The organism is Actinomadura graeca (assembly GCF_019175365.1).
Classification (GTDB): Bacteria; Actinomycetota; Actinomycetes; order Streptosporangiales; family Streptosporangiaceae; genus Spirillospora; species Spirillospora graeca.
Map to the genome: position 1 here is coordinate 4,145,617 of NZ_CP059572.1, position 23,676 is coordinate 4,169,292.

At 72.1% G+C, this 23,676-nt stretch carries 23 protein-coding genes; 10 read left to right on the forward strand and 13 right to left on the reverse strand.

Translation table 11 applies throughout. From position 1 onward, the window contains the following. Nucleotides 1–13: 13 nt before the first annotated feature. Nucleotides 14–865, reverse strand: coding sequence for an IclR family transcriptional regulator (locus AGRA3207_RS18200; protein ID WP_231335881.1), 852 nt, complete (start codon nucleotides 863–865; stop codon nucleotides 14–16). Nucleotides 866–1,208: 343 nt separating this feature from the next. Here AGRA3207_RS18200 and AGRA3207_RS39835 point away from each other — a divergent pair, with 343 nt between their 5' ends. From AGRA3207_RS39835 to AGRA3207_RS18245, 8 genes are all read left to right on the forward strand, one after another. Continuing rightward, a complete protein-coding gene (locus tag AGRA3207_RS39835) occupies nucleotides 1,209–3,512 on the forward strand; it encodes a LuxR C-terminal-related transcriptional regulator (RefSeq protein WP_273700052.1) in 2,304 nt (767 codons plus the stop codon). Nucleotides 3,513–3,774: 262 nt separating this feature from the next. Continuing rightward, the gene (locus AGRA3207_RS18215; protein ID WP_231335883.1) at nucleotides 3,775–4,674 is read left to right on the forward strand and encodes a branched-chain amino acid ABC transporter permease; all 900 of its coding nucleotides are present in this window, start codon (nucleotides 3,775–3,777) and stop codon (nucleotides 4,672–4,674) included. Continuing rightward, nucleotides 4,667–5,419, forward strand: a complete 753-nt coding sequence (locus AGRA3207_RS18220) for an ABC transporter ATP-binding protein (RefSeq protein ID WP_231335885.1) — start codon at nucleotides 4,667–4,669, stop codon at nucleotides 5,417–5,419. Before AGRA3207_RS18215 ends, AGRA3207_RS18220 begins: the two co-directional genes overlap by 8 nt. Further along, nucleotides 5,412–6,128 (forward strand): ABC transporter ATP-binding protein, encoded by a 717-nt coding sequence (locus tag AGRA3207_RS18225; RefSeq protein WP_231335887.1) that lies wholly within the window; start codon nucleotides 5,412–5,414, stop codon nucleotides 6,126–6,128. Before AGRA3207_RS18220 ends, AGRA3207_RS18225 begins: the two co-directional genes overlap by 8 nt. After that, nucleotides 6,125–7,051, forward strand: coding sequence for a branched-chain amino acid ABC transporter permease (locus tag AGRA3207_RS18230; RefSeq protein WP_231335888.1), 927 nt, complete (start codon nucleotides 6,125–6,127; stop codon nucleotides 7,049–7,051). Before AGRA3207_RS18225 ends, AGRA3207_RS18230 begins: the two co-directional genes overlap by 4 nt. A 68-nt stretch (nucleotides 7,052–7,119) precedes the next feature. Then, nucleotides 7,120–8,298, forward strand: coding sequence for an ABC transporter substrate-binding protein (locus AGRA3207_RS18235; protein WP_231335890.1), 1,179 nt, complete (start codon nucleotides 7,120–7,122; stop codon nucleotides 8,296–8,298). 11 nt (nucleotides 8,299–8,309) lie between these two features. Next, nucleotides 8,310–9,560 carry an NAD(P)/FAD-dependent oxidoreductase gene (locus AGRA3207_RS18240; protein WP_231335892.1) on the forward strand — a complete coding sequence of 417 codons (1,251 nt, stop codon included), beginning with the start codon at nucleotides 8,310–8,312 and terminating at the stop codon, nucleotides 9,558–9,560. Then, entirely contained in the window at nucleotides 9,557–9,895 is a 339-nt protein-coding gene (locus AGRA3207_RS18245) for a non-heme iron oxygenase ferredoxin subunit (RefSeq protein WP_231335893.1), read from the forward strand. The genes AGRA3207_RS18240 and AGRA3207_RS18245 overlap by 4 nt, the downstream gene beginning before the upstream one ends. Nucleotides 9,896–9,976: 81 nt before the next feature. Here the strand turns inward: AGRA3207_RS18245 and AGRA3207_RS18250 are convergent, their stop codons facing one another. The 10 genes from AGRA3207_RS18250 to AGRA3207_RS18295 form a co-directional block, all read right to left on the reverse strand. Beyond that, on the reverse strand, nucleotides 9,977–10,783 hold the full coding sequence (locus AGRA3207_RS18250) for an SDR family NAD(P)-dependent oxidoreductase (RefSeq protein ID WP_231335894.1): 807 nt from the start codon (nucleotides 10,781–10,783) through the stop codon (nucleotides 9,977–9,979). Nucleotides 10,784–10,790: 7 nt separating this feature from the next. After that, nucleotides 10,791–11,681, reverse strand: coding sequence for a VOC family protein (locus AGRA3207_RS18255; protein ID WP_231335896.1), 891 nt, complete (start codon nucleotides 11,679–11,681; stop codon nucleotides 10,791–10,793). A 24-nt stretch (nucleotides 11,682–11,705) separates the two neighbouring features. After that, nucleotides 11,706–12,218, reverse strand: a complete 513-nt coding sequence (locus AGRA3207_RS18260) for an aromatic-ring-hydroxylating dioxygenase subunit beta (RefSeq protein ID WP_231335902.1) — start codon at nucleotides 12,216–12,218, stop codon at nucleotides 11,706–11,708. After that, nucleotides 12,208–13,416 (reverse strand): aromatic ring-hydroxylating oxygenase subunit alpha, encoded by a 1,209-nt coding sequence (locus tag AGRA3207_RS18265; RefSeq protein WP_231335906.1) that lies wholly within the window; start codon nucleotides 13,414–13,416, stop codon nucleotides 12,208–12,210. The genes AGRA3207_RS18260 and AGRA3207_RS18265 overlap by 11 nt, the downstream gene beginning before the upstream one ends. Beyond that, a complete protein-coding gene (locus tag AGRA3207_RS18270; RefSeq protein ID WP_231335907.1) occupies nucleotides 13,413–14,822 on the reverse strand; it encodes an FAD-binding oxidoreductase in 1,410 nt (469 codons plus the stop codon). Before AGRA3207_RS18270 ends, AGRA3207_RS18265 begins: the two co-directional genes overlap by 4 nt. Then, a complete protein-coding gene (locus AGRA3207_RS18275) occupies nucleotides 14,819–16,000 on the reverse strand; it encodes an oxidoreductase (protein ID WP_231335909.1) in 1,182 nt (393 codons plus the stop codon). The genes AGRA3207_RS18270 and AGRA3207_RS18275 overlap by 4 nt, the downstream gene beginning before the upstream one ends. A 16-nt stretch (nucleotides 16,001–16,016) precedes the next feature. Then, entirely contained in the window at nucleotides 16,017–16,598 is a 582-nt protein-coding gene (locus AGRA3207_RS18280) for an aromatic-ring-hydroxylating dioxygenase subunit beta (RefSeq protein WP_231335911.1), read from the reverse strand. After that, the gene (locus AGRA3207_RS18285; RefSeq protein WP_231335913.1) at nucleotides 16,595–17,923 is read right to left on the reverse strand and encodes an aromatic ring-hydroxylating oxygenase subunit alpha; all 1,329 of its coding nucleotides are present in this window, start codon (nucleotides 17,921–17,923) and stop codon (nucleotides 16,595–16,597) included. Before AGRA3207_RS18285 ends, AGRA3207_RS18280 begins: the two co-directional genes overlap by 4 nt. Before the next feature lie 141 nt (nucleotides 17,924–18,064). Continuing rightward, nucleotides 18,065–18,715: a pyroglutamyl-peptidase I gene (locus tag AGRA3207_RS18290; RefSeq protein WP_231335915.1), complete on the reverse strand. Its 651-nt coding sequence runs from the start codon at nucleotides 18,713–18,715 to the stop codon at nucleotides 18,065–18,067. Beyond that, nucleotides 18,712–19,473, reverse strand: a complete 762-nt coding sequence (locus AGRA3207_RS18295; protein WP_231335916.1) for an alpha/beta fold hydrolase — start codon at nucleotides 19,471–19,473, stop codon at nucleotides 18,712–18,714. Before AGRA3207_RS18295 ends, AGRA3207_RS18290 begins: the two co-directional genes overlap by 4 nt. 174 nt (nucleotides 19,474–19,647) lie before the next feature. Between AGRA3207_RS18295 and AGRA3207_RS18300 the strand changes: the two genes are divergently transcribed. Together AGRA3207_RS18300 and AGRA3207_RS18305 are read left to right on the forward strand one after the other, a co-directional pair. Continuing rightward, a complete protein-coding gene (locus tag AGRA3207_RS18300; RefSeq protein WP_231335918.1) occupies nucleotides 19,648–20,433 on the forward strand; it encodes a 2-keto-4-pentenoate hydratase in 786 nt (261 codons plus the stop codon). A 197-nt stretch (nucleotides 20,434–20,630) separates the two neighbouring features. Beyond that, a complete protein-coding gene (locus tag AGRA3207_RS18305; RefSeq protein WP_231335920.1) occupies nucleotides 20,631–21,329 on the forward strand; it encodes a tectonin domain-containing protein in 699 nt (232 codons plus the stop codon). A gap of 42 nt (nucleotides 21,330–21,371) precedes the next feature. On the opposite strand, the gene AGRA3207_RS18310 is transcribed toward AGRA3207_RS18305, so the two are convergent. Further along, entirely contained in the window at nucleotides 21,372–21,605 is a 234-nt protein-coding gene (locus tag AGRA3207_RS18310) for a hypothetical protein (protein ID WP_231335921.1), read from the reverse strand. A gap of 104 nt (nucleotides 21,606–21,709) precedes the next feature. After that, entirely contained in the window at nucleotides 21,710–23,359 is a 1,650-nt protein-coding gene (ctaD, locus tag AGRA3207_RS18315) for an aa3-type cytochrome oxidase subunit I (protein ID WP_231336314.1), read from the reverse strand. Between the last annotated feature and the right edge of the window lie 317 nt (nucleotides 23,360–23,676).

Consider the following 23,676-nt stretch of genomic DNA (forward strand, 5'->3'; position numbering starts at 1 on the left):
TCGGGGATGCGGGTCACAGGAGATGGGCTTGCTTGGCGATCCCGGCGGCGGCGTTCCGGACGGCCGTCGCGCAGGAGGCGGGGCGGAACCGGTGGACCGGCCCGGAAACCGAGACGGCGGCGACGACCCGTCCGCGCCAGCCGAGGATGGGCGCGGCGACGCAGGTCAGCCCCAGGGTGTTCTCCTGCCGGTCGTAGGCCACGTGGCGTTCGCGGACGGCGCGCAGCTCCGCGGCCAGCGCGTGCGGCGTGACGATCGTGTACGGGGTGAGGGGCCGCAGCCGCCGGCTCGCCCTGACCACCGTCTCGGTGTCGCTGAAGGCGAGCATCGCCTTGCCGAGCGCGCTGGCGGCGGCCGGGACGTGCCCGCCGACGCGGGACGGGCACCGGGCCCGCTCGTGACCGTAGATCTTCTCCACGTAGCGGACGTCGATGCCTTCGAGGACGGCCAGGTGCACCATCTCGTGCGCGTGCTCGTAGAGGTCCAGCAGGTAGGGCAGGGCCGCCTCGCGCAGGCGTTGCAGGTCGGGACGGTTCGTCAGGGCCGCGAGCTCGGTCAGCAGCGGGCCCGGCGAGTACTGGGTGCCCGATTTGGCGATCAGCCCGCCGTCCACCAGCGCCGCCAGCAGCCGGTGGACGGTCGACTTCGGCATGTGGGCCCGCCGCGCCACCTCTGAGACGCCCAGCGAGGGCTGCTCGGGGGTGAAGGCGCCGAGCACGGCGAGCGCCTTGCCCACCGATCCCGACGCGGGCAGGTCCGCGTCGGCGCCGTCCGCCGGAGGGCCGGCGGGGGTCGGTCCGCGCACGGCCCCGGCCAGGGGCGGCGGCGCGGCGTGGGCCACGGTGGCGGTGTTCGAGGCCGGCATGGGCTCCTCCGATCCGGTCCTGCTCCTACGGCCGTCCGGCGCGTATGACCCGACTCTCCTGCAGCGTCTGACCTGCGGCATGGGGGGAACTACGCAGGGACCTACCTGTTCACTCCGCGTGAGATCCGGTGAACCGTGCGTGAACGTGCGGGCGGGGTAGGCTGGCCGTCCGCCGGGCCCGCTACCGGCGGGAACGCATTGACGTGCGGCTTTCTCACGCATACTTTCGCTGGTGTAGGGAGTCCTCGACGCTCGGGACGACACGTTGGCGGCAGCAGTCAGACGATCCGACGGCAATCTCCCGCTGGAGCTCACCACTTTCGTCGGTCGCCGCAGGGAAGCCGTGGCGATCAAGCGCCTGGTGCCCCAGGCGCGGCTGGTGACGCTCATCGGTGTCGGCGGGGTGGGCAAGACCCGTCTCGCCCAGCGGGTGGCGGGCGACCTGCGCCGGACGTTCCCCGACGGCGTCTGGCTGGTCGAGCTGGCCGCGCTGCGCGACCCGGCGCTGATCGCCCAGGTGGCCGCGGCCGCCCTCGGCCTCCGCGACAGGTCCGCCGCCTGGAACGTGGACACGCTCGCCGAGCATGTGGCGGACCGGCGGCTGCTGATGGTGCTGGACAACTGCGAGCACCTGCTGGAGGCGTCCGCCGGGCTGGCCGCCGCGCTCCTGCGCACCTCCCCCGGTGTCCGCGTGCTCGCGACGAGCCGCCAGCCGCTCGGCCTGCCGGGGGAGCACGTCGTCGCCGTGGCGCCGCTGTCGGTGCCCGCCGCCGGGCAGGCGGCCGCGGCACCGGCGGACCTCACGCGTTACGAGGCGGTGAACCTCTTCGTGGAGCGGGCGACGGCGGCGGCACCCGGCTTCACCCTGGACGATCACAATGCCGAGGCGGTGGCGCGGCTGTGCTCGCGGCTGGAGGGGCTGCCGCTGGGCATCGAGCTGGCGGCGGTGAAGATGCGGGCGCTGACGCCGCAGCAGATCGTCGAGCGGCTGGACGAGCGGTACGGCCTGCTGCGCACCGGCACGGCGGTCGGCGAGCCCCGCCAGCAGACGCTGGAGGCGCTGTTCGACTGGAGCCACGCCCTGTGCTCGCCCGACGAGCGGCGGCTGTGGGCGCGGGTCTCGGTGTTTACCGGCGGCTTCGGCCTCCAGGCCGCCGAGGACGTCTGCTCCGGCGACGGGCTGGACCGCGACCGGGTCGCCGGGCTGCTGTCCGCCCTCGTCGACAAGTCGATCGTGGCGCGGGTGGGCGAGGACGGCGACGGCTCCCGCTACCGGCTGCTCGACATGATCCGCGACTACGGGCGGCGGCGGCTGGCCGGGTCCGGCGAGGAGGAGCGGCTGCGCCGCCGTCACCGCGACCACTACCAGCGGCTCGCCGAGCGGATCGCGGACCAGTGGTTCACCGCCGAGGAGGTCGCGGCGGTGCACCGCCTCCAGGCCGAGTTCCCGAACCTGCGCGCGGCGCTGGACTTCAGCGCCGACGGCCACGGCCCGGGGCAGGACGGGCCGGACCACGCCGGGCTGCGGCTGGCGGCCTCGCTGTGGTTCGGCTGGCGCGCGGTGGGGCTCGTCCGGGAGGGCAGGCGCCGGCTGGACCTGCTCCTGGCGGCCGACAGGTCCCCGACCCCCGAGCGGGCGCGCGCCCTCGTCGCGGCGGGGTGGCTGGCCGGGATCCAGGAGGACCACGCGAGCGCGGCCGCGATGCTGGAGGAGGCCCGCGCGCTGGGCACACGGCTCCGGGACGAGTGGGTCCTCGCCCACGTCGCCCAGTTCACCGGGCACCTGGCGATGGCGGAGGGCGACGTGGCCGGGGCCGCCGAGCTGCTGGAGCGGGCCCAGGCCGCGCACAGCGCGGCCGGCGACCGGGTCGGCCTCGCGATCACGCTGGTGCGGCGGGGCCTGGTGGTCGCCGAGCTCGGCGACATCGGCCGCGCCTGCGCGCTGGCCGAGGAGTTCCAGACGCTGGCCGAGCGCAACAGCTCGCGCCGCCTGGAGGCGTACGGCCGCTGGGCGCTGAGCGTGATCATGTGGCTGGCCGGTGATCCGGGACGCGCCGACGCCGAGGCCCGCCACAGCATCCGGCTCCACTGGGCCGACGACGACCAGCTCGGCGCCGCGTACGGGCTGGAGGTGCTGGCCTGGATCGCCGCCGAGGAGAGACGCGCCGAGCGCGCCGCGTTCCTGCTCGGCGGCCTCCAGCAGCTGTGGCAGCGGCCGGGCACCCCGCTCGCCGGGCACGCCTATCTGGCCGTCCACCACCGCAACTGCCGGGACGGCGCCCGCGACGCGCTGGGGGGCGCCGCGTTCGACCGCGCGTTCGCCCAGGGCGGCCGGTGCGGCCACGACGCGCTCATGGCGTACGCGCTGGAGGAGCCCCGCCAGGCGGCGGCCGCGCCGTCCGGACCGTCCGCGCCGTCCGGGCCCGCCGGGGCGGCGCCGGAGCTGACCCCCCGCGAGCGGGAGGTGGCGCGGCTGGTCGCCCAGGGCATGACCAACAAGCGGATCGCGGCGGCGCTCGTCATCGCCCCGCGCACCGCCGAGGGCCACGTCGAGCACATCCTGACCAAGCTCGGCTTCACCTCGCGCGCGCAGATCGCCGCCTGGTACACCGAGCAGGCCACCGCCTCGCACGCCCCCTCCGCGTAACGCCCACCGCGTAGCACCCACCGCACCGCGTCCTCCGCCGCTGAACAGCGGACGACGTTCCGTGGGCCGGAAAGTCTCGGTTGCGGTTCCGCCCCCCAGAGCCGACTGTCGCTGCAATCACATCGCAGCGCCGGTCATCGCCCGCGCTACCAGGCAAGGAAGGGGGTGAGCGGCCCTGAAAACCCACGACGGGAACACCCGGACCCGGCCGTCCGGCGACGGGTGGTGGCAGTTCGCCGCACTGACCCTGTTCGTCGCCGCCGTGCCGGCGCTCCTCGGGTCCACCGCCTACATCGGCCTGCTCACGCTGGCGGGGATCTGGGGCGTCGCCGGGGTCGGCGTCTCCCTGCTCGCCGGGCTGGGCGGGCAGTTCACCTTCGGGCAGGCCGGGCTGGTGGGCATCGGCGCGTACGCCAGCGCCGTCGTGACCGCCGAGCACGGCGGGCACCCGCTCCTCGGCGTCCTCGCCGGGGTCGTGATCGCGGTCGCGGTGGCGCTGGTGACCGCGCCGATCCTGCGGCTGCGGGGCTGGTACCTCGCGCTCGCCACGCTCGCCCTCGGCCACCTGATCCTGCACCTGGAGGTCACGCTGACGCCCGTCACCAACGGCAACGACGGGATCTCCGAGATCCCGCCGCTCGGCGCGTTCGGGGTGACGCTCGGCGGCGAGACCGCGTTCTTCGTGGCGAGCTGGACGACCGTGGCGCTGTGCATGCTGGTCGGGCGGAACCTCGCCGCGTCGCGGTTCGGACGCGCCGCGCGCGCCGTGCAGGCCGACGAGGACGCGGCCCGCGGCCTGGCCGTCCCCGCGCTGCGGTACAAGACCGCGATGTGGGTGCTGGCCGCGGCCATGGCCGCACTGTCGGGCAGCCTGTACGCGCACTACTCGCAGTTCGTCTCGCCGGCCGATTTCGGCGTGGACCACTCGATCACGCTGTTCGTCGCGGTCCTGCTCGGCGGATACCGGAGCGTCTTCGGCACCCTCGTCGCGCTGGGGTTCCTGCTGTCGCTGCCCGAACTCGGCGGCACGCTGTCCACTCCGCTGCTCACCGCGCTCGCCCTCATGGTCGTCTACGCGCTCTCGCCCGCGGGACTGGCGGGGCTGGCGGAGCGGGCCGTCCCCGCCGTGCGGCGCCTGCCGAAAAGGCACGGGCATGCTTGAGATCGACGGTCTCGACGTCCGCTTCCGCGGCGTCCACGCCCTGCGCTCGGTCACGGCGCGCATCGACGAGGGCGCCGTCGTGGGCCTGATCGGCCCCAACGGCGCGGGCAAATCCACCATGGTCGGCTGCATCGCCGGGACGGTGCGGCCCACGTCCGGTTCCGTCCGCTGGCGCGGGACGCGGCTCGACCGGCTCTCCACCGAGCGGATCGCCGGGCACGGCATCGCCCGCACCTACCAGCACGCCCGGCTCTTCCACGGCCACACCGTCCTCGACAACGTCATGACCGGCGCCCACCGGCTCGGCACCCATGGGATGCTCCGGGCGATGGTGCGGGCACCCGGGCTCCGCCGCGACGAGATCCGCCTCCGCGACCACGCCGAGGAGGCCATGGCCGCCGTGGGCGTGGGCCACCTGGCCGCGGCGCCGGTCGACGACCTGACCGCCGGGCAGCAGCGGCTCGTGGCGGTCGCCCGGGCCCTGTCGTCCCGTCCCGGCTTCCTGCTGCTGGACGAGCCCGCCGCCGGGCTGACCGACGCCGAGCGGGACGTGCTGCTGGGCGACCTGCGGCGCTACTTCGCCCGGCACCGCGGGAGCGCGCTCGTCATCGAGCACCATCTGGGGTTCCTGATGGAGCTGGTGTCCGACGTGATCGTGCTCGTCCGCGGATCCGTGCTCACGCGGGGCGCACCGGACGCCGTCCGGGCCGACCCCGCCGTCATAGAGGCGTACATCGGTGTCTGAGCGACTCGAACTCCACGGCGTCGACGCCGGATACGACGGCGCGACGGTCCTGCACGGCGTCGATCTGACGGTGACCGCGGGCAGCGTGACGTGCCTGCTCGGCGCCAACGGCGCGGGCAAGAGCACGACGGCCCGCGTGGCGGCGGGGCTGCTGTCCCCCGCCCGCGGGACGGTCCGCCTCGACGGCGCCGACATCACCGGGCTGCCCGCCCATCGGCGGGTCCCGCTCGGGCTGGTCATGGTGCCCGAGGGCCGTCACCTGTTCACCGGGCTGTCGGTCCGCGACAACCTCGCGCTCGGCGCGTACCGGAGGCCCGCCGCCGGGCGCAAGGACGACCTGGACCGGGTCCTGGACCTGTTCCCCCAGCTGGTGCCGCTGCTACGGCAGGCCGCCGGGGACCTGTCCGGCGGCGAGCAGCAGATGCTCGCCATCGGCCGGGCGCTGATGGCCCGGCCCCGTCTCCTCGTCCTGGACGAGCCGAGCCTGGCGCTGTCACCGCTGCCGGCCCGGACGATCCTCGGCAAGACCCGCGACCTGGCCGACGAAGGCGTCGGCGTCCTGCTCATCGAGCAGAGCGTCACCGGCTCGCTCCAGGTGGCCGACACCGCCGTCGTCCTGGAGAACGGGCGGGTCGCGATGTCGGGACCGGTGGCCGAGATCCGCGACGACCCGCGGGTCGTGGCCTCGTACCTGGGAGGCGTCGTATGACCACCCTGCTCCAGCTCACGTTCGCGGGGCTCAGCATGGGAGCGGTGTACGCGCTGATCTCCCTCGGCTGGACCGTGCTGTTCCAGGTGGCGAGGATCTACAACCTGGCCCAGGGCGCGTTCGTGGTCGTCTCCGCGATGACCTACATCAGCCTCGTCGGCGACCTCGGCTGGCCCGTCCCGCTGGCCGTCGGCGGGGCGCTGGCCGTCTGCCTCGCGCTGGGACTCCTGCTGTACGGGGTGATCCTCAACCCGCGGACGGCCCGCGGCGAGGCGGGCCCGATCGTCATGTCCCTCGGGTCGGCCCTGGTGATCGCCGAGACGCTCCGGTACGTGTGGGGCGTCGACGCGCGGACGGCACCGGCTTTCCTGCCGACCGGCACGATCCGGATCCTGGGGGCCACCGCCGTCCCTCATGCCCTGCTGCTCTGGACGGGCACGGCCGTGATGTTCGGGGCCGCGTGGGTGATGTTCCACCGGACCGTCCTCGGGAAGGCGCTGCGGGCCTGCTCGGAGGACGCCACCGGCGCGCGGGTCGTGGGCATCGACCCGCACCGGATGCGGCTCGCGGCGTTCACCATCGCGGCGCTGTTCGGCGCGGTCGGCGGGATCCTGCTCGCCCCGCTGATCGCGGTCAGCCCCCACGAGGTGCTGCCGCTCGGCATCTTCGGCTTCATCGGCGCCGCCGTGGGCCGCTGGCGCTATCTGCCCGCGGCGGCCGGGAGCGTGATCCTCGGCCTGGTCACCGGCTACGTCGGCGGCTACGGCGCCACCGCCTGGCAGGACGCGGTGCTCTACGGGTCGGTGATCGTGGCCCTGCTCACGGTGCGGCAGCGGCGCCCGGGGCAACGCCCGCTCCTGCGCGGCCGCGTCCGCGCGGGCCGCCGCGACCCGGTCCCCGTCAGCGGGCCCGCCGGTCCCTGACCCCGTCCGGCTCCCTCCCCGACCCTCCCCGCCCCTCCCCCTGGCCACCGGCAGTCTTGGAGATCGCCATGCCCCTCACACACCGTCATCCCACCATCACGGCCGCGGCGTCCGCGGCGGTCCTCCTGCTCGCCACCGGCTGCGGGGGAGGCGCGAAGGGCGACGACGGCCCGGTCGACCTCGGTGTGATCATCGAGAAGACCGGCCCGCTCGCCGTCCTCGGGCTCACCGAGCTCGACGCCGTCGAGCTGGCCGTCAAGCAGGTCAACCAGGCCGGGGGCGTCCGCGGCCGGACCGTCCGGCTCGTCGTGCGCGACTCGGAGTCGCAGCCGGCGGTCGCCGCGGCGGCGGCCCGCGAGTTCGCCCGCCGCAAGGACGTCCCGGCCGTGCTGGGCACCGCCACGGGCGCCGGGTGCAGCGCGATGAACGCGATCCTGGAGCCGAAGGGCGTCATGCAGTTCTGCCTGTCGCCGATCGCCACGCGCGTCAAGCCGCTGATCTTCTGGGCGCAGGGCTCGCTGGACCAGTACCACGTCTTCCTCAACCCCTACTTCGCGCACAAGGGCATGACGAGGATCGCCCTCGTCCGCACCGCCGACGCCACCGGCGACGCGATGGAGAAGATCGTCCGCGACCTCGCGGCCCGCAACCCCACGATCACGCTGACCGGGGTGGAGACGTTCCAGTCCGGCGCCACCACCGTGCAGACCCAGCTCATCCGGCTGCGCGGGCAGAAACCCGACGCGGTCGTCGCGGGCGCGTCCGGCGCCAACCTGCTGCCGATCGCCCAGGGCATGAACACGCTCGGCATGAAGATGCCGCTCGTGGTCGGGCACGGCGCGGTGGCGCACTCGGTGCTCGACCTCGTCAAGGGCTCCCTGGTGCCGGGCGGCATGGTGGCGGGCGTCCACTGGGTCAACCTGCCCGACGCCGAGATCCCGGCCTCCGTCCCCAACCGCGACACGATCCTGAAGTTCCGCGCCGCCTGGCAGGCCGCCTACGGGACGAAGCCGGCCGGGCACTCCGAGGCCGCGGCGTTCGACGCCGCCAACCAGATCCTCGACGCGCTGAAGGCCGGGGCGGGCGACGGCAAGGAGATCGCCGCCCATATCGAGCGGACCAGGTTCACCGGCGTGCTGGGCGCCTACACCTACGCCAAGGACGACCACCAGGGCCTCGGCTACGCCCCCGGCATGCTCCGGTTCGGCGACGACGGCCGGTTCCACCTCGAATACCTCGCGAAGTAAGGAGGCGACAGTTGGCAACCCATGTGATCGTCGGCGCGGGCCTGGCGGGCGGCCGCGCCGCGGGCACGCTCAGGGACGAGGGGTTCGAGGGCCGCGTCGTCCTCGTCGACGCGGAGCCGCACCCGCCGTACGAGCGTCCGCCGCTGTCGAAGGAGCTCATCCTCGGCACCAAGCAGCCCGCCGACGCCCGGCTGTTCCCCGAGCCCTTCTACCGCGACAACGACATCGAGCTGCTGCTCGGCGCCGGCGTCGCGCGGCTGGCGCCCGGGGAGCACCGGGTGGAGCTGGCGGACGGCGCGACCATCGAGGCCGACAAGGTGCTGCTGGCCACCGGCAGCCGCCCCCGTCCCCTGCCGGTACCAGGGGCCGGTCTCCGCGGCGTCCACCACTTGCGGACGCTGGACGACGCGGAGACGATCCGCGCCGCCCTCCTGGACGGCGCCGCACTCGCCGTGGTGGGAGGCGGGTTCATCGGGGCGGAGCTCGCCGCGTCGGCCCGCGCCCTCGGCAACCCGGTGACCATGGTGGAGCTGGACGACCTGCCGATGCGGCGCGTCCTCGGCGACGACATCGCCGCGCGGCTGACCCGCTTCCACCGCGAGCGCGGCGTCCGCGTGATCACCCGCGTGGGCGTGGAGCGCTTCGAAGGCGACGGCGGCGGCCGGCCGGCGGACCGGCGGGTGCGGCGGGTCGTCACCACCGGCGGGCAGGTGATCGACGCCGACATCGTCGTCGTCGGGATCGGCGTCGTGCCCAACGACGAGCTCGCCGCCCGCAGCGGCCTCGCCGTCGGCGACGGCGTGCTCGTGGACGCCTTCTGCGCCACCTCGCACCCGGACGTGTACGCGGCCGGGGACGTCGCCCGCCACCCCAATCCGATGCTGGGCGGGCCGCCGGTCCGGCTGGAGCACTTCCAGAACGCGCAGAACCAGGGGATCGCCGCCGCCCGGTCGATGCTCGGCAAGGCCACACCCTACGGGGAGGTCCCCTGGTTCTGGTCCGACCAGTACGAGCTCAACATCCAGATGTCCGGGCACCCGCGCCCCACCGACACGGTCGTGTGGCGCGGGGAGCCCGACGACATGCGCTTCACCGCCTGCTACCTGCGCGACGGCGTGCTCGTGGCCGCGATCGGCGTCGGCCGGCCGCGGGACGTGCGGGCCGCCACCCGGCTGATCGCCGACCGCGCCAGGCCCGACCCGGACCTGCTCGCCGACGCGAGCGTGGACGTCCGCCACACGGCACAACGGAGGGAATCATGATGACCGGCCAGAACACCGCATCCCGGCTCGTGCGCGCCTGCGCGGTGGACGACCTGCCGCCCGGCGGGATCCGGCAGGTGCCCGGCAGCCCGCCCATCGCCCTCTACAACATCGACGGCGAGTTCTACGCCACCGCCGACCTGTGCACCCACGGCCTCTCCTCGCTGTCCGAGGAGGGCTACCTGGAGAACGGCGAGATCGAATGCGGGTGGCACCTCGCGAGGTTCTGCGTGAGATCCGGTGCCGTCAAGGCGCCACCGGCCTCCACCCCCCTCGCCACCTACGAGGTCCGCGTCGTCGACGGCGAGGTGTACGTGGTCACGACCCCCTCCTGACCGCCGTGTCCCCGGCACAAGGCTCCGGCCCCGTCCCCTGATGGGGCCGGGGCCGGTTCCACGGCGGGGACGTCAGCGGATCTAGCGGCCCTCCTCGAAGATGGGGAAGCGGATCCCGGCGGTCATCCCGCCGTCCACGACCAGGGACGCCCCGGTGATGAACGAGGCGTCGTCGGAGGCGAGGAACAGCGCGGGTCTGGCGATCTCCTCCGGCCAGGCGAAGCGCCCCATGGGGTTGAGGGTGTCGATCATCTTCTCGTGCCCCGGGAGGTCCCGCAGGTAGGACCGGATGCGCGGCGTCATGGTGCTCCCCGGGCAGAGCGCGTTCACCCGGATGTTGTCGCGCGCGTAGTCCATCGCCATGTTCCGGGTGAGCAGGACGACGCCGCCCTTGCCAGCGGTGTACGCGGCGCAGCGGTTCTCGGCCATGATGCCCGCCGTGGACGCGACGTTGACGATCGTCCCGCCGCCGTTGCGGCGCAGCTCCGGCAGGACGTGCTTGGAGCAGCGGTAGACGGAGGTCAGGTTGGTGTCGATGATGCGGTACCAGTCGGGGTCGTCCATCTCCTCGACGCTCTTGAGGAGGTTGACCCCGGCGACGTTGAAGAGCGTGTCGACGCCCCCGTAGGCGCCGACCGCCGCGGCGACCATGGCCTCGGCGGCGTCCGGCCGGTTCACGTCGGCGGCGATCCAGGTGACCTCGCCGCCGCCCGCGCGCACGGACTCGGCCACCCGCCGCGCGGCGGTGGCGTCCAGGTCGCAGATCAGCGCGCGCCCGCCCTCACGGCACCACTCGCGGACGATCGCCGCGCCGATCCCGGCGCCCGCCGCGGTGATGACGGCGGTGCGCCCGGCGAACCGCGCCCCGCGGTTGTCTGCTTCGCCCATGGTCCCCTCAGACCATCTCCATGAGGCCCTGGTGACCCCAGGCGAACCCGGGTTGGAGCAGGTAGTGCTCGGTGTCCCAGGTCCCGGGGTCGATGGTGCGGGGCGCCCACCCGTACTCGAAGTGCCAGCCGGACGGGTTGCGGAAGTAGAAGGAGAACGTGCGGTCGTTGTGGTGGCGTCCCGGCGCGGTGCTCGTGATCTTCCTGTCCAGGCAGACGTCGTGGCTGTAGCCGACGTCGTCCATGGTGACGGTCTCGAACATGACGTGCTGGATCTTGCGGGGCGCGCCGGGGATGTTCATGAACGCCAGCGAGTGGTGCCGGGGGTTGCAGTGCAGGAACGCCGCGAACAGGCCCGCCCCGGGGATGCTGGCGAAGTCGGTCACGCCGAAGCCGAGGACCTTCACGTAGAAGTCCGCCGCGGCCTTGACGTCCGGCGCGTACAGCACCACGTGGCCCATGCCGAGCTCGCCGGTGCGGAACCCCGCCAGGTCGCGGGTGGGACGGAACCGGGGGCCGTGCAGCATCTCGTGGCCGACGACCAGCTCCATCCGCACGCCCGAGTGCGGGCAGACGAAGTGGGCGAGCTCCAGGACGCGGCGGTCCGCGGCCTCCTCGGGCTTGCCCGCGACGACCGTCACGCCGTGCCGTTCCAGTGCGGCGGCCGCGGCCTCCAGCGCCGCATGGTCGGCCACCTCCCAGCCGACGTAGGCCACGTCATCGGTGTGCCCGGCGCGGACGGCCAGGCGGTGGTGACGGTCGTCGGAACGCAGGTACAGCAGGCGGTCGTCGCTGTCGGCGACGATCTGATGGCCGAGGATCTCGGTGCCGTACCGCCTCCATCCCCTGAGGTCGGTGGTCTCACCGACGACGTAGGAGAGTTGGTTGACAGCGCTCATCGAGGGGCTTCCTTCCGGGCTCGGTCAGAGCGGGTAGACGAGGTAACGGGTCGGCGTGCCGTCGAGGTAGACGCGCTTGCCGGCGAACAGCGGCCCGGCGTCGGTCAGCCGGACGTGGTCGTCGTAGTAGCCGCTGGTGAGGATCTCCGGCGGGCCGTCGGCCTCGGTGTAGGTGACCACCACGTTGGCGCGCACGCGGTAGGCGCCGTCACCGGCCGCCTCGGTGCGCGTGCGCTGGATGACGTGCCGCGTCCGGTACGGCTCGACGGTGCCCGCCCACACCTCCGTGACGAACTTGACGCGGTCCAGGAGCCTTTCGCGGCAGTCGTCGAGCATGTACGCCAGGGGCAGGCCGCGGTCGGCGTTCTCCAGGGTGTGGACCGTGTAGGAGCACTCCTCTGTGAACATGTCCGGCCAGCGCTCCCACCGCCGCTCGTCGACGACCTCGGCGTACGCGGCGTACAGCTCGTCCAGCATCGCGAGGTGGTCGGGCCGGGCGGCGGGCGGGCCGCCCCGGAGTCCGGTGTCAGTGGTCAAAGCCCATCACCTGCCTGTAGTGGGCCCACCCGATGGTGTTGGCCAGTTCGTCGTTCTGGGTCGCCTGCTCGGGCGGCCGGTCGGCGCCCTTGACGAACCGCTGGTAGCCGTCGTCGCCCGAGGTCTTCTGGACGCGGCTGAACACCGCCGCGTCCTCGATGGTGATGAATCCGCTGGGACCGAGCAGGTTGGACGCCTGCCGCACCCGGTGGTCGGCGTACTCGGGGGTGTCGCCCTCGTGGCCGAAGAACGCGTAGTGCACCTCGGTGCGGTCCACGCCCATCGGCCGGGCGAACCGGACGTTGATGGTGTCCAGGTGCTTGGTCACGACCGTGACGGGACGCAGCGCCACCACGCGGGCGCGGTCGTCCTCGCCGCGGAACTCCACCACGCTCGTGTCGGCGAGGTACCCGTTGTCGACGTACCGCCTGCTCTGGTACTCGACGCAGAGGTGCCCGACGGGCCGGGTGGTGATCACCTTGCCGCTGCCGCCCTGCCAGCCGAGCATCCGGAAACCGGCGTGCAGCAGCGGCGCGTGGTAGAAGTCGTTGTCGAAGTAGGTCTTCCAGTTCGTGCGGTAGACCACCTTCTGGTAGCCGAGCAGGGTGAGCCGCCCGTCGTCGAGCATGCAGTCGCCGAGCGGGCTCGCCGCCTCGCCCAGGAACGCCTCCAGGGACGGCGCCCCCGGGTCGCGGGTGACGAAGACGAGCCCGGCGAGCCGCCCGACCCTCAGCGCGGGCAGCGCGTAGTCGCCGGCGTCGAAGTCGGCGCGGAAGTCGCGCAGCCCCGGCGCCCCGCGGAAGCACCCCTGGTTGTCGAACAGCCAGCGGTGGTAAGGGCATTCGAACTCGGCGGCGACACCGGCGGAACGCTGTTCGAGCAGTGTGCCGCGGTGCGTGCAGGTGTTGACGAACGCGCGGACCTCACCGTCCTGCCCGCGTGACACCAGCAGCGGCACGCCGCCCAGCCAGGTCGTCTTGAAGCTGCCGGGCTCCGGCAGCTCGGCCAGGTGGGCGACCGGGTGCCAGTACGGCCCGTTGAAGATGCGGCGCATCTCCTCCCGGTAGATCACCTCGTCGGCGAAGATCTCCTTCGGCAGGTCCAGCGGGTTGGTGAAGCGCGCCGCGACCTTCGCGCGGACGGCCTCGTACTCGTCCTCGGTGTTCTCCGCCGCGCCCAGGGGCATGGCCGTCGTCATCGCGCCTCCCGTGATGTCACCGGCTTGATGTTGGCGTTGAGGTGGAAGACGTTGCCGGGGTCGTACTCGGCCTTCACCGCCGCGAGCCGCTCGTACTTGGCCGGGCCGTACGCCGCGCGCACGCGGTCCTCCTCGTACTCCGACATGAAGTTGATGTAGCTGCCCTCGCCGACCGCGTGCGGCGCGAGCGCCTCCCAGTACTCGCGCACCCACGCGCGGTCGATGTCGAAGGTCTCCCGGTCGGGGCACACGGCCGTGACGTTCACGACGTACCGGCCGGTGCGCCCGCCGCTGAAGGCCGTGGCGTCCTCGGGGACCTCGTGGTAGGCGCCGGCCGTGACGAGGATCGGGGTGAACGACAGGTGCGCCGTCTTGCGCGGCTGGTGCTCGACCATGACGTCGATGACCTCGTCGGTCAGCTCGTCGAAGTGCACGGCCTTCTCGTAGGAGTAGGCGCCCCACGGCCCGGTGTGGTCGAACATGCCCTGGAGCCGCGTGTAGGGGATCGCCTCGACGTCCTCGACCGCCGGGGCGAGCAGCTCCCGGATCGGCGCGATGGCGCGGGCGTGGCCCTCGGCGTCCCCGAAGCCCACGACGGCCAGGAGCCATCCGGGCCTGTCCCGCAGCTCCTCGGGGACGAACGGCGCGTTGGGCGCGTTCGTCCCGGCGATGAAGGCGCCGCAGTCGGCGGGCAAGGTGGGGACGAAGTCGCGGACGGCGCGCAGGGCCTCGCGTCCCTGCTCGGGCCTCCAGAAGAACATCGCGAAGTTGACCAGCGGCCCGACGGGCGTGAGCTTGTACGTGAACGCCGTGACGACCCCGAAGTTGCCGCCGCCGCCCTTCAGCGCCCACAGCAGCTCCGGCTCGGAGTCCTCCGAGACCCGGTGGACGGTGCCGTCGGCGGTGACCACCTCGGCGCCGATGAGGTTGTCGCAGGTCAGGCCCGCGAGCGTGCACAGCCAGCCGATGCCGCCGCCGAGCGTGAGCCCGGCGATGCCGGTGTGGCTGATCATCCCGCCGGGCAGCGCCAGGCCGTGCGCCTGCGTGGCGGCGTCCAGCTCGCCCCAGTTCACCCCGCCGCCCGCGGTGGCCGTGCGGGCCTGGGGATCGACGGTCACCGACGTGAGCGGCGACAGGTCGATCATCAGGCCGCCCTCGGTGAGCGCGAACCCGGAGAATCCGTGGCCGCCCCCGCGGACGGACACCTCAAGGCCCGCGTCCCGCGCGTACTTCAGCGCGGCGGCCACGTCACCGGTCCCGGTGCACCGCACCACGATCGAGGGGCGGCGCGTGATGGACCCGTTCCAGATCGCCACCGCCTCTCCGTAGCCGGGCTCGCCGGGCCTGGCCACGACGCCCGCCACGGTGGCTCGCAGCTCCTTCTCAGCCTGGTCGTCGAGGTTCACAGCGCCTCCTGCTTGGGTGGGTCGGTCGGTTGTCCGGTCGGCTCGCGCGGGAGCCAGTCGGGCCTGCTGAGCAGGTAGGTCACCATGCGCGAGGGAAGGGTCAGCGCGGACTCGATCTCGTCGCGGTCCGCCGGGAGACGGCTGCGCGGGCTCCGCCCGCCGCCGTCGCCGATCGCCGTGAGCCATTCGGGGTCGATGACCGCCGCGCGCCCGACGGCGACGAGGTCGGCGCCCGCCAGCAGCGCCGTCCGCGCGTCGTCGGCGGACGTGACGCCGCCGCTGGCGATCACCACGCAGCGCCCCCCGACGGCGCCGGAGATGGCGGTGATCGGGTTGCCGTCCGCGCGGACGGCGTCGCCGGTGGCCGTCCAGTCGCGGTCCTCGCGCTGCGGGGACCGCCGCCGGAAGTCGTCCATCGAGATGTGGACGTAGTCGACGCCCGCGCCAGCCAGCCGCGAGGCCAGCTCCGCCGCGTCCTGGAGCCGGAACCCGCCGGGCTCCGACTCGAACGGGTTGACGCGGAAGCCGAGCACGGTCCGCGGGCCGAGCGCGGCGCGGACCGCCGCCGCGACCTCCAGCGGGAACCGCATGCGGCGCTCGCGGTCGCCGCCCCACCGGTCGGTCCGCCGGTTGGCGCGCGGCGAGAAGAACTGGTGGATCAGGTAGTGGTTGGCCCCGTGCAGCTCGATACCCCCGAAACCCGCCCGTTCGCCGCGCAGGGCGGCGTCCACGAAGCGGCCCAGGAGCCCGGACACCTCCGGCCCGGTCAGCGCGCGGGGCGTGCGCGCTCCCGGCCGCAGCGACGGCACGGCCGACGGCGCGCGCAGCCCGTCCGCACCGACGAGCGCCGGATTGGAGATGCGGCCGCCGTCATAGAGCTGGAGGACGGAGAGGCCGCCGCCCATCGCCGCCGCGACGGAGCGCAGGCTGGCGAGGTGCCCGTCCCGCGCGGCGCCGATGCCCTGCCAGGAGCGGCCGTCGTCGTCGACGTACGCGCACGAGGAGATCGTCATCGCGAACGGGTTGGCGCACCGGCGTTCGAGGTACCTCAGCTCCGCGTCGCTGACCGTCCCGTCGGGATTGGCGGAGTCGGTCGTCATCGGGGCCAGGACGAAGCGGTTCGGCAGCACCGCCCCGGATTTCAGCCGCAGCGGTAGCCACGGCGACGTGGTGCCCATCTCACTCCCCGGTCGCTCAGAAGAACACGCTGAGGTTCTTGGACAGCACGACGTTCTGGTCGAGCAGGATCGTCCGCGCGGCGATCCGGAAGGAGTCGCCGGCCGGACGGAGCACGTCCTGGCGCTCGCCCGCCCAGATGTCCACCTCGGTTTCGAGGCGGTTGCGGTAGACGATGAAGTTGGAGCGCACGCGCAGCCCGGCCGACCGGGCGCCGTCCGCCCCGTCCCCGGCCCGCTCACCACCGGCGGGCGTGACACGCACGTTCGTGACGAGGTGACGGCAGCGGGACGGCGGGTCCTCGGCCCAGTGCTGCCCGGACTTCATCTGGTCCACGCGGGTCCTCAGCGCGGTGTGGTCGTCGTCGATGAGGGCGATCTCGATGCCCTGGGGCGCCTCGTCCGCCGTCCGCTGGCGCCGCAGCCGGTTCTTGCGCAGCGGCATCCAGTAGCGGACGTCCTCGGCGAACAGCTCCGCCCACTCGTCCCACAGCCAGCCGTCGAGCAGCTGCGCCTCGCGGTAGAGGAACTGCTCGACCCGGTACTGGAGCAGCATGGCCTCGGTCGTGTCCCGCACGCCGGCGATCTGGTCGAGGGTCATCGGACGCCCCCGGCACGGCTCGGCGAGCCTTCGGGCAGTTCGGCGCCGCCGGGCTTCCCGGGCTCTTCGGGGATGGTCGGCCAGGTTTTGCTGATCATGAACTCCAGCCACCGCCGGTAGAAGGCGCGCTGCCCGTCCTCGCCGAAGAACGAGTCGCCGTACTCGCCGGGGAACTCCTCGTGCTCTCGGGTGTGGCCGCGTCCCATCTCGTAGTTCCAGGCCATCTTCCTGGCCTGGTGACCGTGTTCGAGGATGTGCCCGATCAGGCCCCAGTTCTCGCCGTCGTCGGTCTCCACGACGCCCGCCGGGCCCTCGGTGAAGGACGCCGACACCTGCTGGGCCCGCCTGGCGGCCTCGGGCGCGTCCTTGTCCACGACGGTGAACGACCAGATCTCGAACTTGTTGGGGCCCTTGGGATGCCAGACGCGGATGTTGGCCGAGCCCGGCAGCCCGGAGAACGCCGGGAACGCCGTGAAGTTCGCGACGAACTCCGCCCGGTCGCCGACCCGTTCCCGCGCGGCCCGGCTCCTGGTCTCGTTGTACCGGCCGAGCGGGTCGTCCTCGAAGCGCGTCAGCCGCTCGAACAGGAAGCTCTCACCGTGGCCCTCGCGCATCGCGACGTGCCCGCCGTCCTTGCCCGCGAACGCGGGGCCGAACATCAGCAGCGACGAGGCGTGGCTGGTCGGGGCGTGGTAGGTGTCGCCCACGAACTGTTCGGCGGCCAGCTTCCAGTTCGCGTTGATCGTCCACTTGACGACGCCGGGCAGCACCTCGATGCCGTTCTCGGTGTGGTCGACCCAGCCGTCGATGTAGTACTTCAGGTCGCCCAGGTAGTCGGCCAGGGGCGGGGCGGACGGGTCGAAGTTCCCGAAGATCAGGCCCTTGTAGCTGTCGATCTGGGCGACCTTGACCAGCCCGTTGTCCTTCAGCGACAGCTCGTTGTAGTAGGCGTCGTCCAGGTTCGGCACCCCGACGAGCCCGCCCGCGGTGTCGTAGGTCCAGCCGTGGTAGGTGCACATGAACGTGCGCGTGTTGCCGGACTCGGCGCGGCACACCTTCATGCCGCGGTGCCGGCAGACGTTCAGGAACGCCTCGACGCCGCCGTCGGGCTGCCGCACCACGAGGACCGGGTCCCCGCCCATGTAGGTGGCGAAGAAGTCGTTCGGCTTCGGAATCATGCTGTCATGGGCCAGGAAAAGCCAGGACCTGCCGAAGATCCTCTCCTGCTCCAGCCGGTAGATCTCCGGATCGATGAAGATCTCGGGGCTGATGAGCCCCTCTTTCCAGTTCACCAGCGATGACAGGTACTCCGCGTCGAGGGCCATCGATGGACCTCCTTTCCTTGCATTCCGGGAATTCCTTGGGCCAGGTCGCGTGCTCATCGAACGCGGGCTTTTACGGCGCCGTCCACCGCGGTGTTCTGCCCTGAGGAACGAACACACGGAAAACCCCGCCGCGGGCCCGGCTCAGCTGATCGCGCCCGCGGAGAGCCGCAGGTCGCCGCCCTCGTGGGTGGCCGCCACGACCGCGGCCAGCAGCACGGCCCGCTCCATCAACTCCAGCGGCATGGAGGGCACCGGCCGGTCCCCGCCGCCCGCCGCGCGCGCCGGAGTGACCGGGACATGCACGAATCCCGTCGCCGTGGAGGTGTCCCGCGTGAGGTGCCGCGCGATATAGAACGCCTGATTGCACAGGAACGTACCGGCGGTGTTGGAGACGTATCCGGGAATTCTCTCGGCGTTCCACCGGGCCAAAATCGCCTTGATGGGCAATGTGCTGAGATAACCGTCGGGACCGCCGGGCTGGACGGGTTCGTCCACCGGTTCCCGTCCGTCGTTGTCGGAGAGCGGGAAGTCCCGCACATTGATCGCGGCCCTTTCGAGGGCGGGCGCGGTGCGCCCCGGGGCGACCCCGGTCAGCACGAGCGCGTCCGGCCGGTGCCGTTCGAGCCCGGCGGCGATCGCCTCCCGCACGCCCCGGGTCGTCACCGGCAGCACCAGCCCCCGGACAATGACACCGTCGCTGACCCGCCCGTCCAGCCGTCCGGCGATGGCGCCGCTGGGATTGTCGGCCTCCTCGGCGTACGGCCCGAACCCCGTGACGACCACCACGCTCACGGCGCCGTGACCGTTTCCCTGCGCCGGAGGAACCCGTCGAGCGCCGCGAGGAACTCCTCCGGACGCTCCTTCATGACCGACGACTGCGTCAGCCCCGGGGAGATCAGCAGCTCGGTGTGCGGCGACTCCTTGTGCCAGACGAACGCGTCGTCGACGGGGTGGACGGAGTCGTCGTGGTCGCCCCGGCACACCAGCGTCGGCACCGTGATCTCACCCAGGTGGGGCCGCACCGTGTAGTACTCCTGGAAACGCGGCGCGCTCCGGGTCTCGCCGTAGAAGGCCACGACGTCCCGCCAGTCGTCGCCGTGCAGGTCCCGCCACTCCCGGCCCTGCTCGCTGTCGTCGTCGACCACGGCGAAGACGTTCTTGAGCGCGGCGTTCCCGTGCGCGCTGAGCCCGACGATCGGCGCGTCCACGATCAGCGAACGGAGCCTCTCGGGGCTCTCCAGCGCCAGCCGCCCGGCGACACGGCTGCCCAGGGACACCCCGGCCACGTCCGCGCGCTCGACTCCGGCGGCGTCCAGGACGCGCCGCATGTCCTCGACCCAGATCTCGGGGCGCGCCAGCGGCGCGACCCGCTGGCTGCGGCCGAGACCCCGCAGGTCCGGCATGATCACCCGCCGCTTCCCGGCCAGCCGCGCGGGCAGGTCGCCGAACCACCGCCCGGACGCGGCCGCCCCGTGGATCAGCAGGAGCGGGTCGCCCTTCCCCAGGTCTTCGTAGTAGATCGTGACACCGTCGGCGTCGATGGTCGCCATCACTCGTCCTCCGCTTCTTCCGGCAACGGGATGGTCGGCACCACGCCCGCCCGCCGCAACGCGGCCGTTCCGGGGGGCGGCACACTCACCGGTTCGTTCCGTCCGCCGGAAAGGGGGACTGGCCCGCCCGGCGCCCGCGGGCCACCGTGCCGGAAAGCTGACAGGAGGCGGAACGTGGAATCAGTTCGAAGCGGCGTCGACGAGCAGGCCACCCGGCTGTTGCGCGCCGAGGACACCGTGACCGACCGCGGGCCGCTCACCGACGAGCTGCCCGACCTGGACCTCGCCACGGCCTACCGGATCCAGGACGAGACCCTCTGCCGCCGCATCGAGCGCGGCGAGCAGCTCATCGGCGTCAAACTCGGCCTCACCTCCCAGGCCAAGCAGCGGCAGATGAACGTCGACCGGCCGGTCACCGCGTGGCTCACCGACGCGATGGCGCTCCCGGCGGCCGTCCCGCTCCCCTGGGACCGCCTCATCCACCCGCGCGTCGAACCCGAGATCGTCTTCGTCATGGGCCGCCGCCTGGCCGGCCCCGGCGTCACCGCCGCCTCCGCCCTGGCCGCGGTCGACCGCGTCTACGGCGGACTGGAGATCATCGACAGCCGCTACCGCGACTTCCGCTTCACCCTGCCGGACGTCGTCGCCGACAACGCCTCGTCCGCCTACTACGTCACCGGGCCGCTGTCCGCCTCGGCCACCGCCCTCCACCTGCCCCTGGAGGCGTGCAACCTGGAGGTGGACGGCCGGATCGCCGCCACCGCCACCGGCGCGGCCGTCCAGGGCAACCCCGCGGAGGCCCTGGCCATGGCCGCCAACTCCCTGGCCGAGCGCGACCACGCCATCGAGGCGGGCTCGATCGTCCTGACCGGCGGCATGACGGACGCGATCCCGCTGACCAGGGGCAGCACCGTCACCGCCCACTTCACCCATCTGGGAGCGGTCACCCTGCGCTGCTGACCCGGCGCCGAATTCAGCCTTGAGACCGCCAAGCCGACATTTCCGGGCCCCTCCACTGGGGAGCGGATGGACGGCCGGGATACAGGAGGCTGGCGGGACGGCTGCCTCTGCTGACCGCACCGATTATTAGCGAAAAGCGATCTACTGACTACTCTGAGTCAGGGACCGGTGGTGATCGGACGAGGAAGGCGGCCGATATGGCTCGATGGGAAAAGATCTCCGGGGCGTTGACGGCGATCACCTCGGGATCGCGGACGACCGTCTGGGGCGTCAATTCCGCGGGCAGTATCTACAGGTACACCGGTGACGACCAGAACCCCTGGATCCGCATCGAAGGGGGTCTCATCGACATCGGCGCCGCGCCGGACGGCACCGTCTGGGGCGTCAACTCGGCGGGCAACATCTACCGCTACACCGGCGACCAGGGCACCACCCACTGGCGCTCCATCCCCGGCGCGCTGGCGCGCATTTCGGCGGGATCGCGGACGAACGTCTGGGGCGTCAACTCGGCGGGCGGCATCTACAAGTACACCAACGAGGACGCCGAGCCCTGGACCCGGATAGAAGGGGCCCTCACCGACATCGGCGCCGCCGCCGACGGCACCGTCTGGGGCGTCAACGCCGCGGGCAACATCTACCGCTACACCGGCGACCAGGACACCAAACGCTGGATCAACATCCCCGGCAAGCTGGTCCGCATCGACGCCGGATCGCGGACGAACGTCTGGGGCGTCAATTCCGCGGGCGGCATCTACAAGTACACCGGCGACGACCAGAACCCCTGGATCAACATCCCGGGCAACCTTTCCGACATCGGAACCGGTGCCGACGGCACCGTCTGGGGCGTCAATTCCCAAGGTGAGATCTACCGGTACACCGGAGACCAGCCCGGCTGATCCGACCGACCCGCCGCCCACGGCCCTCGACGCCGGGCCGCCTCAGGATTCGCCGAAGTCGTCCCGCGATATCCCCTTCTCGGCCATCTTGTCTTCGAGTTCGGCGCCCAGTTCGGGGCGGACGTCAGGGTCCGGCTGAGCCTGGTCGGCGTCCTGGCCGGAATCGCCGCCCGGCTTCATCACGACCTGATCGGTGTCCTCTGTCTTCGCCGCGTTCTCTTCAGGCGTGGTCATCGCGCCCCCTGTGTCGATCGAGCCGCCGGCTGTTCCGGCCATCGCGCTACGGCTACCCGGCCACGCCCGGCTGTAACGACGGTCGCAGGCGGGCACCCCGGTCGCCATGGCCACGAACAACTCGCCTGACGTGTTCGTTTCCCCTGTCACTCACTCCTGCGCGGAACCTCGCGGAGGTCTTCCGGATCCTGCAGGGCGCCGATGTGGGGATGGTGCAGGTCGAAGGCTGGCCTTTCGGAGCGGATGCGGGGAATCGAGTCGAAGTTGTGGCGGGGTGGCGGGCAGGAGGTGGCCCACTCCAGGGAGTTGCCGTAGCCCCAGGGGTCGTCCACGTGTACGTCCTGGCCTTTGCGAGCGGTGCGCCAGACGTTCCACAGGAACGGGAACGTCGACAGGCCCAGGAGTGCCGCGCCGGCGGACGACACCAGGTTGAGGGCGCTGAACTCGTCGGGGTAGTCCGAATAACGCCGAGGCATGCCCTGGGCGCCGAGGAGGTGCTGGACGAGGAACGTGGTGTGGAACCCGATGAAGAGCATCCAGAAATGGATCTTCGAGAGCCGTTCGTCCAGCATTTTGCCGGTCATCTTGGGCCACCAGAACGAGAACCCGGCGAACATCGCGAACACCACGGTGCCGAACAGCACGTAGTGGAAGTGGGCGACCACGAAGTAGGAGTCGTGGACATGGAAGTCCAGCGGCGGCGACGCCAGGATCACCCCGGTCAGGCCGCCGAACAGGAACGTGACCAGGAACCCGAGCGCCCACAGCATGGGCGCCTGCAGGACGATCTGCCCGCGCCACATGGTGCCCACCCAATTGAAGAACTTGATGCCGGTGGGCACGGCGATCAGGAAGGACAGGAACGAGAAGAACGGCAGCAGCACCCTGCCGGTCGCGAACATGTGGTGCGCCCACACCGTCATCGACAGCCCGGTGATGAGGATGCTGGCCCCGACCATGCCGAGGTACCCGAACAGCGGCTTGCGGCTGAAGACGGGGATGACCTCGGTGACGATGCCGAAGAACGGCAGCGCGACGATGTACACCTCGGGATGCCCGAAGAACCAGAACAGGTGCTGCCACAGCAGCGGCCCCCCGTTGGCGGGGTCGAAGACATGCGTGTTCAGGGTGCGGTCGGCCCACAGCGCGGCGAGCGCGGCGGCCAGCACCGGGAAGGCCAGGAGCACCAGGATCGAGGTGAACAGGACGTTCCACGTGAAGATCGGCATCCGGAACATCGTCATGCCGGGAGCGCGCATGCCGACGATCGTGGTGAGGAAGTTGACGGCGCCCAGGATGGTGCCGAAGCCCGACAAGAAGAGGCCCGCCGTCCACAGGTCGCCGCCCTGCTCGGGCGAGCGGGTGTCGTCGGACAGCGGCGGATAGCCGGTCCACCCGAAACTGGCGGCGCCCTCGCTGGTCAGGAACCCCGAGATGGCGATCAGGGCCCCGAAGAAGAAGAGCCAGAAGCTCAGCGCGTTGAGCCGCGGGAAGGCCACATCGGGGGCACCGATCTGCAGCGGCATGATGACGTTGGCGAAGCCCGCGAACAGCGGGGTGGCGAAGAAGAACATCATCATCGTGCCGTGCATGGTGAAGAGCTGGTTGTACTGCTCGTTGCTCACCAGTTGCAGGCCCGGGCGCGCCAGTTCCCCTCGGATCAGCATGGCCAGGAGCCCGGCCAGGGAGAAGAACCCGAACGAGGCGATCAGGTAGAGGTAACCGATCTTCTTGTGGTCGGTGGTGGCCAGCCACTCGACCACAACGCCCTTGACACCCCGTACCGGCGCGGTCAGCGACGTCGGCGGTTCGGTGGCCGGCCGCTTCACATCGGTCACGGGCGGACTCCTCGCATTAGGTGATCGGCCGGTGTGGGGCGCTTTGGCGTGTGCCCGGCGCGGAGGGCGCCGGCGAGCGGCCACGGTGGCTGCCTCTACCCCGGCCGTCACACCCGAACCCTCGGGAAAACGATCTGGCACAGACACGGAAACCGAGCGCTCACTAGAGCGCGGCGCGCCGGTGGCCGGACTTTTGAGTTCTGTGGTCTCAACAGGGAACACGCTTGGTGTGACAGATGGTGATGTCGACGATCGCCTTCTGTCGTCACTCGACG

Coding starts and splice junctions, on each gene's coding strand:
- AGRA3207_RS18200 (WP_231335881.1), bottom strand. CDS start 865: ATGCCGGCCTCGAACACCGCCACCGTGGCCCACGCCGCGCCGCCGCCC.
- AGRA3207_RS18220 (WP_231335885.1), top strand. CDS start 4,667: ATGCTTGAGATCGACGGTCTCGACGTCCGCTTCCGCGGCGTCCACGCC.
- AGRA3207_RS18230 (WP_231335888.1), top strand. CDS start 6,125: ATGACCACCCTGCTCCAGCTCACGTTCGCGGGGCTCAGCATGGGAGCG.
- AGRA3207_RS18235 (WP_231335890.1), top strand. CDS start 7,120: ATGCCCCTCACACACCGTCATCCCACCATCACGGCCGCGGCGTCCGCG.
- AGRA3207_RS18245 (WP_231335893.1), top strand. CDS start 9,557: ATGATGACCGGCCAGAACACCGCATCCCGGCTCGTGCGCGCCTGCGCG.
- AGRA3207_RS18250 (WP_231335894.1), bottom strand. CDS start 10,783: ATGGGCGAAGCAGACAACCGCGGGGCGCGGTTCGCCGGGCGCACCGCC.
- AGRA3207_RS18255 (WP_231335896.1), bottom strand. CDS start 11,681: ATGAGCGCTGTCAACCAACTCTCCTACGTCGTCGGTGAGACCACCGAC.
- AGRA3207_RS18265 (WP_231335906.1), bottom strand. CDS start 13,416: ATGACGACGGCCATGCCCCTGGGCGCGGCGGAGAACACCGAGGACGAG.
- AGRA3207_RS18275 (WP_231335909.1), bottom strand. CDS start 16,000: ATGGGCACCACGTCGCCGTGGCTACCGCTGCGGCTGAAATCCGGGGCG.
- AGRA3207_RS18280 (WP_231335911.1), bottom strand. CDS start 16,598: ATGACCCTCGACCAGATCGCCGGCGTGCGGGACACGACCGAGGCCATG.
- AGRA3207_RS18285 (WP_231335913.1), bottom strand. CDS start 17,923: ATGGCCCTCGACGCGGAGTACCTGTCATCGCTGGTGAACTGGAAAGAG.
- AGRA3207_RS18295 (WP_231335916.1), bottom strand. CDS start 19,473: ATGGCGACCATCGACGCCGACGGTGTCACGATCTACTACGAAGACCTG.
- AGRA3207_RS18305 (WP_231335920.1), top strand. CDS start 20,631: ATGGCTCGATGGGAAAAGATCTCCGGGGCGTTGACGGCGATCACCTCG.
- AGRA3207_RS18310 (WP_231335921.1), bottom strand. CDS start 21,605: ATGGCCGGAACAGCCGGCGGCTCGATCGACACAGGGGGCGCGATGACC.